Origin of the sequence: Vreelandella lionensis (assembly GCF_044543515.1) — a bacterium.
GTDB lineage: Bacteria > Pseudomonadota > Gammaproteobacteria > Pseudomonadales > Halomonadaceae > Vreelandella > Vreelandella lionensis.
In genome coordinates, this window is record NZ_JBITWC010000037.1 from 18,891 (window position 1) to 29,892 (window position 11,002).

The following is an 11,002-nucleotide window of genomic DNA, read 5'->3' on the forward strand; positions in this document are numbered from 1 at the left end:
CGCATTGGCCGTTGAGGGGTGAAAATTGTGCCGCACCGCCGTATATTAGCCGCGCACTTCCTAATAACGAATAAAGTGAGCACTCCATGCTAAAACTCATATCAAAACCAGCAGTTAAGCTGGTCGAGCGTTATTTACCAGACCCGTATATCTTCGTTCTATTGTTGACCCTGATTGCCGCTGTGGCCGCCATTGCCGTGGAGCGCCAAACACCCTTGGCCGTGCTGCGTATGTGGGGCGACGGCTTCTGGGGGCTACTCACCTTCTCGATGCAGATGCTGCTCGTGCTGGTCACCGGCTTTATGCTGGCAAGCTCGCCGCCGGTCAAACGCATTCTTCAGAAAATTGCCGGTACTGCGAAGTCGCCCGGCGGCGCGATTATCCTCGTCACGCTGGTCTCTTTAGCCGCTAGCTGGATCAACTGGGGCTTTGGCCTGGTGGTCGGTGCTCTGTTCGCCAAAGAGCTGGCCCGGCTGATCAAGGTCGATTACCGCCTGTTGGTGGCCAGCGCCTACTCGGGCTTCGTGGTGTGGCACGGCGGCTTGGCCGGTTCGGTGCCGCTGACGATTGCCACCGAAGGCCACTTCTCTGCCGACCAGATCGGCGTCATTGGCACGGGTTCGACCATTTTCGCCTTCTTCAACCTGGCTATCGTCATTTGCCTATTCATCGCCGTGCCGCTGGTCAACCGTATGATGCTGCCCGATGAGAAAGACAGCGTGTACGTCGACCCCAAACTGCTCGACGACGAGCCAGAGCCCGTAGGCCGCATCACGCGACCTGCCGAAAAGCTGGAAAACAGCATGCCGCTAGCGCTGCTGGTGGGCGTTCCGGGCCTGCTGTTCCTGCTGGATCACTTCCTGCTGCGCGACGGTGGTTTGAACTTGAACGTGGTGAACTTCATGTTCCTGTTCCTGGCCATTGTGTTGCACCGCACGCCCCGTAACTTGCTCACCAGCCTGAACGAAGCCATTAAAGGCGGCGCGGGTATCGTGATTCAGTTCCCCTTCTATGCGGGCATTATGGCGATCATGGTGCAGTCAGGCCTTGCACAGAGCATGTCGGAGTGGCTGGTCTCGTTTGCAACCGCCAGCTCGCTTCCGTTCTGGTCGTTTATTAGCGCCGGTATCGTGAACCTGTTTGTGCCTTCCGGTGGTGGCCAGTGGGCGGTACAGGCACCGGTCATGCTGCCTGCCGCAGAAGCGCTGGGTGCCGATATTGCCCGCGTGGCCATGGCGGTGGCCTGGGGCGATGCCTGGACCAACCTACTGCAGCCGTTCTGGGCACTGCCAGTGCTGGCGATTGCAGGTTTAAAAGCCAAGGACATTATGGGCTTCTGCCTGATCCAACTGTTCATTACCGGTATTATCATTTCCGTGGGCTTAGTGTGGTTCTAAGCTGCTAAGCACGATGTCAACGCCCGCCCCCGTGGTATCCGCCTGGGGGCGGGCATTTTTAATAGTAAGGTGACCTTTATGTCCGACGCCTCTGCTGTACCCAACGCCCCAGACCAGAGCCTTGAACACAGCGCCTTACCGGGCCAGCACGAGCTCTCCATGACGGTCTTAATGACGCCGGACATGGCGAACTTCAGCGGTAAAGTGCACGGCGGTGCTATTCTTAAAAAGCTCGATGAAGTCGCCTACGCCTGCGCCAGCCGCTACTCCGGCCACTATGTGGTAACGCTCTCGGTGGATCAGGTACTGTTCAAACAGCCGATCCATGTAGGCGAGCTGGTGACGTTTCTCGCCAGCGTGAATCACGTGGGGCGCTCCTCCATGGAAATTGGCATTAAGGTAGTGGCCGAGGATATTCGCCAGAAGCTGATTCGCCATACCAATAGCTGTTACCTCACCATGGTGGCCGTGGACGCCGACGGCAAACCCGCCCGGGTGCCGCCCCTGGCGCTGGAGACCCCGCTGCAGAAGCTGCGCTTCGAAAAAGCCGCGCTGCGCAAGAAGCTACGCAAACAGGCAGAGCGTGAAGAGGAGCTGACCCAGCAGCATCACCAGCAGCGCTAAGCGCTGCTCTACTTTCAACGACAAGGAGTCATCATGCCCATCAGGCAGCGCTATCCCCACCTGCCCAAGGCCGTTGAGTATGCGCACATCGGCTGGGATCTGCTGATCCTCGCCGCCGTTATTATTAACCTTAGCCTGCTGCTGTTTGACTCGCTGTTTCTGATTGGCCCGATCAACGAGGCGATTGCCGCTATCGCGCCTGGTTTTCACCGTTTTTACGATACGGCGATTCACAGCCGATTTATTGCCATTGATTTGGTCTTTGTCAGCTTCTTTATTGCCGATGTGCTGCTGGGCTGGGCCGTGGCCATTGCCGAGCGGCGCTATCACCGCTGGTTCTTTTACCCCTTTGTGCACTGGTACGACGTGCTGGGCTGCATTCCGCTCAGCGGGTTCCGTTGGCTGCGCGTGTTTCGCGTTATAGCGCTCCTGCACCGTTTGCATCGGCTGCGCTTGATTAACGTCACCCGCTGGTCGATCTATCAGTTCTTCGCTAAGTACTACGATATTCTGCTGGAAGAACTCTCTGACCGTATTGCGCTACGCCTGCTGGGCAATGTTCAGGAGCAGATCGTGGCCAGCGACTCGCTCACCGAGCGCGTCATTGAGCGGGTGATCATGCCGCGTAAAACCCAGCTCATCCATGAAATTGCCGAGCGCTTGGAAGCCACGGCAGGCCGAGCATATCAGCAAAATCGCCCCGCCATTATGGCGGCCATCGATGATCTGGTGAGCCGCACGCTGCGGGAGAGCCCAGAAATTCGACGGCTGCACCGTTTACCCATGGGGCAGACCGCGTCCAGTGCGATGCAGGCATCCATTAGCAGCGTCGCCCAGCGGTTGGTGGATGAAATGGCCCAGGGCATGCACTCCCCCGCCTTCCGCCAGCTCGTGGAGCGCACGGCTGAAAATGGCTTTGACAGCTGGCTAACCGTCGACGACACCAGCGCAAAAGTGACCGAGCAAGTGCTTTACGACGTACTCGAAATGCTTAAAGAGCAGGTACGCCACCAAGGCTGGAAAGACCGCTACGACTAACTAGACCGTTGCGGTTGCCAGGGGCGGCTGCTCAAGGCTCGCTCGAAGGATCGCCAGCGCACGCTTGAGCGCCGTTTGGTCGGCGGCAGCCCCGATGCAAATCCGCACCGCCTGGGGTGCGGGGGCGCTGCCCACGCAGAAGGGTTCCGCGTTGGTCACTTTGACGCCCTGCTGACTGAGCCGTTCGCACAGCTCTAGCGCCCGCACGCCATCGGGTAGCGTTAGCCATACATTGCTGCCGTTTGGCTGGCGGCTCAGCGAATAGCCCGCCAGATAGTCCGTCACGATCTGCTGGCGCGCTGCCAGCTCCTGGGTTTGCCACGCCAGCAGCTCGTGTGCGGTGGGCTGGCTCACCCAGTGGCAGACCAAATCCACCATGAGTGGTGGCACCATCCAACTTTGCGCCCTCAATGCCGCCGCCAGCCGCTCCAACAGCGCAGGCGGCGCGCGCAGCACGCCCATACGCAGCCCGCCTGCCAGCACTTTCGCCGTGCTAAACACAAACAGCGTGCGCTCTGGCGCGAGCTGATACAGCGGCGTGCCGCGCTGTTCGACGGGTAGGTACTGCACGCCATCCTCCAGCAGCCATATATCGTAGCGCCTTGCTAAAGCCACAAGCTGCTCCCGGCGTGCTTCGCTCAGGCAGAGGCCGGTGGGGTTGTTTTGATCGGGGGTGAGGTAAATCAAGCGGGGCGGCTGGCGGGCGCACTGTGCTTCCAGCGCCTCCATACACATTCCATCTTGATCAAAGGGAATGCCGACCACCTTGAGATGCGCCTGCTGGGCTGCACTGATGGCTCCTGGGTACGTCAGCGCATCCGCGGCGACCAGCTCCCCCGGGCGCAAAAGTGTGCCGAGCGTCAGGCTAATGCCGTGTTGCCCGCCTTGGGTAATCAGCAGTTCCTCAGCGTTGAGGGGCATGCCTAACTGGGTGAGCCATTGGGAGAGAGCGACGCGGTGGTGGTCGCTACCCTGGGAGCTTGAGTAAGCCACGCTGCGCCTGAGCGCATCCGCCGAGGTGCTGAGTGCGCTCAGTGCCGTGCTCATTGCCTGCTCTCGCAGTGGATGCGGCGGCGGCAGGCTGAGGCTCAAATCAATCGTGTCGTCACCGGCTCGCGTGGCAGGCTGACCGCCAAATACACAGGCTGGCCCGCGCTGTTTCACGTAGGTGCCGCTGCCTACCCGGGCGCTCACCCAGCCGCGATGCTCTGCTTCGGCATAGCCACGGGTGACCGTGCCCACGGTGACGCCTAACGCATCCGCCAATCGGCGCTGGGGCGGCAGCTTGTCATCTGGCGCTAATTCACCGCTGGTAATGGCATCACCAATCGCCTGGGCAATCGCCCGATAGCGCGGTCCGGTTATGTGTTCAAGCGTAGGCACCCAAATTGTCATGGTGACAATAAAACCTTTGACGTGAAAATTAGCCACATTATGCTAACAAAAACGCCCACTAACAACTCAATCATCACAATTGTATGGATACAAAAAATGAATAGTGAATGGCTAATCCTTGGCCCTGCCGCGCTCTATATGATGTCGATGACGCTCACTCCGGGGCCCAACAACATCATGCTTACCGCTTCTGGGGCCAACTTTGGCTTTCGGCGAACGATGCCGCATATGTGGGGAATTTTAGGAGGCTGTTTCTTACTGTTTGCCAGCATTGCGCTGGGGCTAGGCGTGCTGTTCGAACGCTTCCCGGTGGTGCAAACCACGCTGCGCTGGGTAGGGAGTGCTTATTTGCTCTACCTTGCCTGGAAAATCGCCACCGCACCGCCGCCCAATTTACACGGTAGCCAGCATGGGGTGCCGCTGACGTTTTGGCAGGCGGCCATGTTCCAGTTCGCTAACCCAAAAGCGTGGGTGATGGGGCTGGCGCTGATGGCGGGTTTTCTACCGGAAAGCGGCCAGCCGGTCATCAATGCCTTAGTACTGGCCGGGTTTGCGGAGCTGGTGGCGCTGCCCTGCATTGCGCTGTGGGCCGCGTTTGGCAGCGCCATCGGGCAGTGGATCAAAAGCGACCGGGCATGGCGCGGGTTTAACATCACCATGGGCGTGCTCACCGCTGCCTGCGTATGGCTGATTTTGCGTTAGCCGCAGCGCAGCGACTCAATCATGTCGTTGCTTTCCAAGTGAATATTGAGCCGGTCGTCGCGGTAGTCCATGGTCGCGGCAGTGCCGGGGCGCAGCACACGCACCTGACGAGCGCCGCTCTGCTCTTCTAGCGTCGCCAAGTTGGCCTCATCAAAGGGCGCACCAATGGCATACTGCACGGCGCTGGCATCGCATGTTTGGCTAGTCGGCGCGGTTTGATCAACCGTCGGCGGCTTAGGCGCGGCGGACTCATTGGGCGCGCTGCTACACCCGGCTAGCAGCATCACGGCCAGCGCACTGCCCAGACCTTTTATATGGCGCTGAGTGATGGTCATCCAAAGCTTTCCTGGCGTCATTGTTTACCTCCCTCCACAAATCCCTGTCTCGATAGCAGTGCGGGCCAGGCATTGCTGCCTAGCCCGCACATTGTACAACAAGCCGTTAGACCGAACCTTAACTCGCGGCGTCCTGTACTGCTTGGCCGCCCTCTTCAACGTCTTGTCCTGCCCCTGCAATGGTGTTGCAGCCCGCTAGAGCACCCGCAGTGATGAGCAGAATAAAGCTAGTCGCCAGTAGTTTTTTCATCGTGTTCTCCTTAACAAGTCATTCAACATCGGGAAGCTCCGGCGGCAGCCTTACCGCCTAGGAGTGTTTTCAGCGTAACAGATTTTAATAATTTCGCCTGTTTTCGCTGAGTTATCCGCTGTCTGCTATGATGCTTGCCAAACCGTTTGGCTTAGGAGCACTCCGCTTGGCAACCTTTGAACTCGACCCACGCTTAGAAGCAGATACCCTACCCTTAGCGGATCTCCCGCTCTGCCGCGCGCTGTTGATGAACGATGTCCGCTACCCCTGGGTCGTGCTGGTGCCGAGAGTGGCATCGGTCAGCGAAGTGTTCGAGCTGAGCCAAGAGGAGCAAGCACAGCTTTGGAAGGAAGCCACTCAACTGGGCGCGGCCATGAAAGAGGCCTTCCAGGGCGACAAACTCAATATCGCCACGCTGGGCAACGTGGTCAGCCAGCTACATATCCATTTAGTGGTGCGCTATACCGATGACGCTAGCTGGCCCGCGCCGGTGTGGGGCAACGGCACTCCCAAGCCTTATGAGCTCGCCCAGCAGGGGGAGCGACGGGAACAGCTGCTAGCGCAAATTGAGGGGCTGGCACTTTAGACTTAACCGCCCAGCAGCGAACCACGCGCGGGCGGCTCGTTGAGTAACGGGCCGCTGGCAGGCTGTGCCGCACCGGCCAGCGCCAAGGAAATACCCAGCGCAACAATCACTGCCCCACCGGTGAGCGCCGCCCAGCCCGCGGCTTTCTCGACCCGCTGCTGGCTCTGCTTCTGAAGCCGCTTGGTGGCCCACCCTCGGGCTACAATACTCGCCAGGGCCAGTATCGACACGGTAATGCCCGTGCCCAGCGACATCGCCACCACCGACGCGACCCCCACGTAAAATTGGCCCAAAAGGCTCGCGGCACCTAGCATCAAGATCGCTCCGCTGCAGGGGCGCATACCAATCGCCCCGACGGTCATCAAGGCCGTACGCCAATCCAACGCCTGCTCGGGTTCAAGGTGATGGGCACCGCCACAGCAGTGGGTATGGTCGTGGCTGTGGTGATGAGCATGCGTGTGCTCTATCACGGGCTCATTGCGAGCCGCGTATGCGTGGCGCAGCTGTTTCACCGCCCGCCAGCAGAGCCAAGCCCCTAATAGCGCTACCAGCAGAAAGCTGGCCTGCTCCACCCATACCGCGCTGCCCATGGCTTGGCGCGTCACCCAGCCTAGTCCGTGCACTAACACCGTTACCATCGCAATGGCAGTGGCTCCTTGCAGCAGCGATGCGGCAAACGAGAGCCCAAGCGCCCGGCGAGTCGCGCCACCATGAGACGCCAAATAGGTGGCCAATACTGCTTTACCATGCCCAGGCCCTGCGGCATGAAACACGCCGTAGGCGAAGCTCACGCCAAGCAGCGTTAGCCACGTGCCGGTGGAAGGCGTTCGTGACAACTCGGTAATCGCCAGGGTCAGGCTGCGGTGTAGTTCTCGCTGCCACGTAAGTAGCTGCAGGCTGGCACCCTGTAAGTTCGCCTGTACCGCCCACACCAGCAGCGCCACTCCTAATAGCACCAGGGCACCGGTGGCCAACTGTCGTCCCGTTAACGGCATTCCCCCCCGCACAAAAGATATAAAGTAACACTTTATACATGACCGCCCTAGCTGGCCGCTAGCGGCAATCGACCCGCCCCGTTTCCGCAAAGTGGCGACCTAGCCCTGGCTCACCCTCTTCGTCCGTATCCAGCAGCGCCGCCTGCATAACCAGTTCTGGGTCTGGGTCGGCGGGCAGTACGCTGAGCGCGCACTCAGGTTCGCCATTGAGAATCAGCGCCTGAGGAGAGGGCTCGTCGCCCTCTTCCTCGTGTACCATCTCGATGTAGTACGTGGGGTCGAAGACTTGATACTCCAGCACCTGACCGCTCAAAGGCTGGGATGAGGTCAGCGGTAAAATAAACATAAAGGTTAAACGGCCGTCCCGCTCCAGTGCGGTGTACTCGGTCACATCACCAAAGGACTGCTTTTCGCTGCCGATGCGCACTTCGGTAAAGTAGTGTTGGGCCGCCAGATTATCGCGAATTTCTCCCCCGAGCTGGTCAAGCCCCTCTTCCATGCTGCCGCCCGGTACCTGCTGCAACTCCTCAAACACGACCAAACTATAAAAAGGGTCCATCCGCCATGTTTGGTGAAGCCCGGTTGCCACACCGTTATCATCGGTGATGACCCGCACGCTCATATCGATCCAGCCGTGGGGGTGCGCCATAGCTAAATGGCTAGCCAACAGGCTAGCCACCACCAACGCCTGACAGGTGCGCCGAACCGATACCCGTGGCCATGCTCTTATCACGGTAATTCTCCTAATTTGCGCTGTAACTCCACGAGCCAGGGATCTAGCACATAAGGCGGTATCGGCTGGCTACCGCGCAGCGCCGACACGCTCACTAAGCTGCCTCCTTGTGCATCGCTTACTTGTAGTTGGATGCGATACTCCGGCCAGCGTGCCAGGCTTGCCTCGGCGCGCCCTAAGGTCAAGTCAGCGTGGCGTATCACATAGCCCTGCTCCATCATCAGTGCTACCGCCTCGCGGAAGGTTTGCTCCATTGGCGCGCTATAGCGCAGCTCGCGCGGTTCAAGAGGTTGCGTGGTGGCACAGCCTGCCAGCCACAGCGTGGCGCATAGCGTGAGCGCTACCCATGAGGTATGGCGGAATGGTGTCATGATGCCCCCTGCAGTGTGACGGATGACGAAAAAGCGTCCTGGAAACGGCCACAGAAGTCATCGTTACTGGCGCTATAGGACTCTCGCAGGTCGCCCAGGTGATCAAAGCGGCGAATGTCCCGTGAGATGCGCAGATGACCATCGCGGGCAAGCAGCGATACCCGTTCTACTTCAATGGGCTGCTGGCCAAAACCTGGGCCGAAGGAGCCTCCCACGCCAATCCCTACACCGCGACCAATACCAAACCCGCCAAACAGGCGGAAGCCGCTGCCGTAGCCATAGTCGTAGTCATAGCGGTCGTAGTAGCCGATCAGCTCGCGCTCCCGGGAGGCACTCACTAGCCCAAGTTCAGTATCAGTGGTCTCCAACGAAAACCCCCAGGCTTCCAGCACGTCGATGCTTTCCGTCAAAACGCTCAGCGTTTCATCTGACGCAGACTGGCCGGTGGGGAAGTAACAAGCCGCCGCTGGCGCTGGCTCCGCTTGGGGCAGCCGGTCAGGAACCGTCTGACAACCCGCCAGTGCCAACAGGCAGGTAATGCTAAGGGGTATGGCCTTCATGATAAATCCTCTCGCTACCTTCGTGGCTGGTGTGTCACCAAGCAGCGCGCTAAGCTCGCCAACAGACATTAAAAAGAACGACAACACGCTGAGACAACGTTTTAAGGAGGTTGTGCGATGAATGTACTGCTTTGCCCTGACAGTTTTAAGGACGCCTTGGGCGCCGAAGACGCCGCCAAGGCCATGGCACAAGGTATTCAACGGGCAGCGCCCAACGCCATCACACAGCTCTGCCCCCTGGCGGATGGCGGCGAAGGCAGCCTTGATGCCTTAATTGCCGCCACCCATGCCGAGCGCCGTACGCTCACGGTGCAAGACGCCCTTGGGCGGCCACGCCAAGCCGCCTGGGGCTGGCTAAGCGAGCAGCGTACCGCGTTTATCGAGCTGGCAGAAGCCAGCGGCCTGCAGCACCTGACCCGCGAAGAGCGCAACGCCCTGCATACCACCACCTTCGGCGTGGGTGAGCTGTTTCTCGCTGCCCTAGAAGCAGGCGCCACCCATACCCTACTGTTGCTTGGTGGTAGCGCCACCAACGACGCCGGTGCCGGTATGCTCCAGGCGCTGGGCGCCACGCTACTGGATGCCCAGGGCCAGCCGCTGCCCCCAGGCGGCGGCGCACTCCAGCAGCTTGCGACCCTGGATCTTTCGACGTTAGACCCTCGCTTGGCCGAATTACGCGTAGAGGCCGCCGTGGATGTGGATAACCCACTGCTGGGCGAACGCGGTGCTAGCGCCGTCTTCGGCCCACAAAAGGGCGCGACAGACGCCGATGTGGCAACGCTAGACCGCGCGCTCGGCCACTTTGCTGACCTCACAGCCAAAGCGCTCGGCAAAGATGATAGAGCACTGCCGGGAGCGGGGGCGGCAGGCGGCATGGGGTTTGCGGCGCACTGCTTTTTAAACGCGGCGCTAACGCCGGGCATTGAGATGATCATGCAGCAGGCGAATTTTGCCCAATTGCTGAACGATGCTGATTTAGTGATTACTGGCGAGGGCCGCCTAGATGGCCAGAGCTTGGCGGGCAAAACGCCGATTGGCGTTTCCCGCGCCGCTAAACGCCAGGGCAAGCCGGTGATTGTGCTCGCGGGTAGCCTGGGCGACGGCTGGCAAGCCTGCACGGAAGAGGGCGTTACCGCCACTTTTGCGCTGGCCGATGGCCTTATGACATTAGAACAGGCGCTACCCCGCACGGCAGAGCTTCTGGCAGACCGCTGCGAAAGCATCGCACGCCTTTGGCTGGCAAGCCGCTGAGCATGCTTTTAAGCGGGCCTTGAAGATAAGCCCCTTGAAATGACGCGCCTGCGCCTACATCTCTTTAGTCATCAGCGATGAGTCAGCCGTCGCCAGCTCACCGCTCTAATGGTAGGGCGCTATAGCTGCGATGCAAAAAACCTGTTTTGCATCGCAAGCACAGCGTCCTAAGCTAGATCAAACGATTTGATGGCCGTACTTTTTCAGCGCGGCTCCAACCATGGAGGAGCACACAATGGATGATATGAACAGCATTGGCCTACACGAAGGCAGCGCCAGCCAGCTAGCCGAGAAACTCAATCACCTGCTGGCCAACTACCAGATTTTTTACATGAACGTGCGTGGTTACCACTGGAACGTGAAGGGCAACGATTTCTTTGAACTGCACGCCAAGTTTGAAGAGTTCTACACTGACCTGCTGACCAAAGTAGACGAAGTGGCCGAGCGTATTCTTACCCTGGGGCATAAGCCGGTACACGCCTACAGCGATTACGTGAAGCTATCGAGCATTCAGGAAGACAAAGACGTTCACGATGGTAAAACCTGCGTGAAGGGCGTTCTTACCGGCTACCAAACGCTGATTGAGCTACAGCGCGAGCTGCTCTCTTTGGCTTCTGACGCCGATGACGAAGGCACTGCGGCACAAGCGGGCGACTACATTCGCGAGCAGGAAAAAACCGTGTGGATGCTTAACGCCTATTTAGGTAAATAAGTGCGTTAGGCAGCCCTAGTGAACAGATAGTGAATAAAAACGGCACCTCGGTG

At 59.4% G+C, this 11,002-nt stretch carries 14 protein-coding genes; 7 read left to right on the forward strand and 7 right to left on the reverse strand.

Features of this window, described 5'->3' with window-relative positions; translation table 11 throughout:
• Positions 1-86 precede the first annotated feature (86 nt).
• From ACIGG6_RS17245 to ACIGG6_RS17255, 3 genes are all read left to right on the forward strand, one after another.
• Positions 87-1,397, forward strand: coding sequence for a short-chain fatty acid transporter (locus ACIGG6_RS17245; RefSeq protein WP_399846237.1), 1,311 nt, complete (start codon positions 87-89; stop codon positions 1,395-1,397).
• A gap of 78 nt (positions 1,398-1,475) precedes the next feature.
• Positions 1,476-2,021, forward strand: a complete 546-nt coding sequence (locus ACIGG6_RS17250; RefSeq protein ID WP_399846239.1) for an acyl-CoA thioesterase — start codon at positions 1,476-1,478, stop codon at positions 2,019-2,021.
• 33 nt (positions 2,022-2,054) lie between these two features.
• Positions 2,055-3,059, forward strand: coding sequence for an ion transporter (locus ACIGG6_RS17255; protein ID WP_399846241.1), 1,005 nt, complete (start codon positions 2,055-2,057; stop codon positions 3,057-3,059).
• On the opposite strand, the gene ACIGG6_RS17260 is transcribed toward ACIGG6_RS17255, so the two are convergent.
• The gene (locus ACIGG6_RS17260) at positions 3,060-4,454 is read right to left on the reverse strand and encodes a PLP-dependent aminotransferase family protein (RefSeq protein WP_399846244.1); all 1,395 of its coding nucleotides are present in this window, start codon (positions 4,452-4,454) and stop codon (positions 3,060-3,062) included.
• A 96-nt stretch (positions 4,455-4,550) separates the two neighbouring features.
• On the opposite strand from ACIGG6_RS17260, the gene ACIGG6_RS17265 reads away from it, so the two are divergent.
• On the forward strand, positions 4,551-5,156 hold the full coding sequence (locus tag ACIGG6_RS17265; RefSeq protein WP_399846246.1) for a LysE family translocator: 606 nt from the start codon (positions 4,551-4,553) through the stop codon (positions 5,154-5,156).
• Here ACIGG6_RS17265 and ACIGG6_RS17270 read toward each other — a convergent pair.
• Positions 5,153-5,512 carry an I78 family peptidase inhibitor gene (locus tag ACIGG6_RS17270; RefSeq protein WP_399846249.1) on the reverse strand — a complete coding sequence of 120 codons (360 nt, stop codon included), beginning with the start codon at positions 5,510-5,512 and terminating at the stop codon, positions 5,153-5,155. The two genes, ACIGG6_RS17265 and ACIGG6_RS17270, sit on opposite strands and share 4 nt — an antisense overlap.
• A 97-nt stretch (positions 5,513-5,609) precedes the next feature.
• A complete protein-coding gene (locus tag ACIGG6_RS17275; protein WP_044630151.1) occupies positions 5,610-5,741 on the reverse strand; it encodes an entericidin A/B family lipoprotein in 132 nt (43 codons plus the stop codon).
• A 166-nt stretch (positions 5,742-5,907) separates the two neighbouring features.
• Between ACIGG6_RS17275 and ACIGG6_RS17280 the strand changes: the two genes are divergently transcribed.
• A complete protein-coding gene (locus ACIGG6_RS17280; protein ID WP_399846251.1) occupies positions 5,908-6,327 on the forward strand; it encodes an HIT domain-containing protein in 420 nt (139 codons plus the stop codon).
• 2 nt (positions 6,328-6,329) lie between these two features.
• Here ACIGG6_RS17280 and ACIGG6_RS17285 read toward each other — a convergent pair whose 3' ends face one another.
• Genes ACIGG6_RS17285 through ACIGG6_RS17300 form a run of 4 tightly spaced genes read right to left on the reverse strand, consistent with a single transcriptional unit; the run spans position 6,330 to position 8,986 of the window.
• Positions 6,330-7,322 (reverse strand): nickel/cobalt transporter, encoded by a 993-nt coding sequence (locus tag ACIGG6_RS17285; RefSeq protein WP_399846253.1) that lies wholly within the window; start codon positions 7,320-7,322, stop codon positions 6,330-6,332.
• A gap of 58 nt (positions 7,323-7,380) precedes the next feature.
• Positions 7,381-8,007: a DUF1007 family protein gene (locus ACIGG6_RS17290; RefSeq protein WP_399846265.1), complete on the reverse strand. Its 627-nt coding sequence runs from the start codon at positions 8,005-8,007 to the stop codon at positions 7,381-7,383.
• Positions 8,008-8,051: 44 nt separating this feature from the next.
• Positions 8,052-8,426, reverse strand: a complete 375-nt coding sequence (locus ACIGG6_RS17295; RefSeq protein WP_044630148.1) for a hypothetical protein — start codon at positions 8,424-8,426, stop codon at positions 8,052-8,054.
• The gene (locus tag ACIGG6_RS17300; RefSeq protein WP_399846256.1) at positions 8,423-8,986 is read right to left on the reverse strand and encodes a hypothetical protein; all 564 of its coding nucleotides are present in this window, start codon (positions 8,984-8,986) and stop codon (positions 8,423-8,425) included. Before ACIGG6_RS17300 ends, ACIGG6_RS17295 begins: the two co-directional genes overlap by 4 nt.
• A gap of 117 nt (positions 8,987-9,103) precedes the next feature.
• Here ACIGG6_RS17300 and ACIGG6_RS17305 point away from each other — a divergent pair, with 117 nt between their 5' ends.
• Both ACIGG6_RS17305 and ACIGG6_RS17310 read left to right on the forward strand, forming a co-directional pair.
• Positions 9,104-10,237 (forward strand): glycerate kinase, encoded by a 1,134-nt coding sequence (locus tag ACIGG6_RS17305; protein ID WP_399846259.1) that lies wholly within the window; start codon positions 9,104-9,106, stop codon positions 10,235-10,237.
• Between the two features lie 235 nt (positions 10,238-10,472).
• Positions 10,473-10,949, forward strand: coding sequence for a Dps family protein (locus tag ACIGG6_RS17310; protein ID WP_083024364.1), 477 nt, complete (start codon positions 10,473-10,475; stop codon positions 10,947-10,949).
• Positions 10,950-11,002 lie beyond the last annotated feature (53 nt).

Bases quoted from the DNA above. Each gene is read 5' to 3' on its own strand.
- ACIGG6_RS17245 (WP_399846237.1), top strand. From the start codon at position 87: ATGCTAAAACTCATATCAAAACCAGCAGTTAAGCTGGTCGAGCGTTAT.
- ACIGG6_RS17250 (WP_399846239.1), top strand. From the start codon at position 1,476: ATGTCCGACGCCTCTGCTGTACCCAACGCCCCAGACCAGAGCCTTGAA.
- ACIGG6_RS17255 (WP_399846241.1), top strand. From the start codon at position 2,055: ATGCCCATCAGGCAGCGCTATCCCCACCTGCCCAAGGCCGTTGAGTAT.
- ACIGG6_RS17260 (WP_399846244.1), bottom strand. From the start codon at position 4,454: ATGACAATTTGGGTGCCTACGCTTGAACACATAACCGGACCGCGCTAT.
- ACIGG6_RS17265 (WP_399846246.1), top strand. From the start codon at position 4,551: ATGAATAGTGAATGGCTAATCCTTGGCCCTGCCGCGCTCTATATGATG.
- ACIGG6_RS17270 (WP_399846249.1), bottom strand. From the start codon at position 5,512: ATGACGCCAGGAAAGCTTTGGATGACCATCACTCAGCGCCATATAAAA.
- ACIGG6_RS17275 (WP_044630151.1), bottom strand. From the start codon at position 5,741: ATGAAAAAACTACTGGCGACTAGCTTTATTCTGCTCATCACTGCGGGT.
- ACIGG6_RS17285 (WP_399846253.1), bottom strand. From the start codon at position 7,322: ATGCCGTTAACGGGACGACAGTTGGCCACCGGTGCCCTGGTGCTATTA.
- ACIGG6_RS17295 (WP_044630148.1), bottom strand. From the start codon at position 8,426: ATGACACCATTCCGCCATACCTCATGGGTAGCGCTCACGCTATGCGCC.
- ACIGG6_RS17300 (WP_399846256.1), bottom strand. From the start codon at position 8,986: ATGAAGGCCATACCCCTTAGCATTACCTGCCTGTTGGCACTGGCGGGT.
- ACIGG6_RS17305 (WP_399846259.1), top strand. From the start codon at position 9,104: ATGAATGTACTGCTTTGCCCTGACAGTTTTAAGGACGCCTTGGGCGCC.
- ACIGG6_RS17310 (WP_083024364.1), top strand. From the start codon at position 10,473: ATGGATGATATGAACAGCATTGGCCTACACGAAGGCAGCGCCAGCCAG.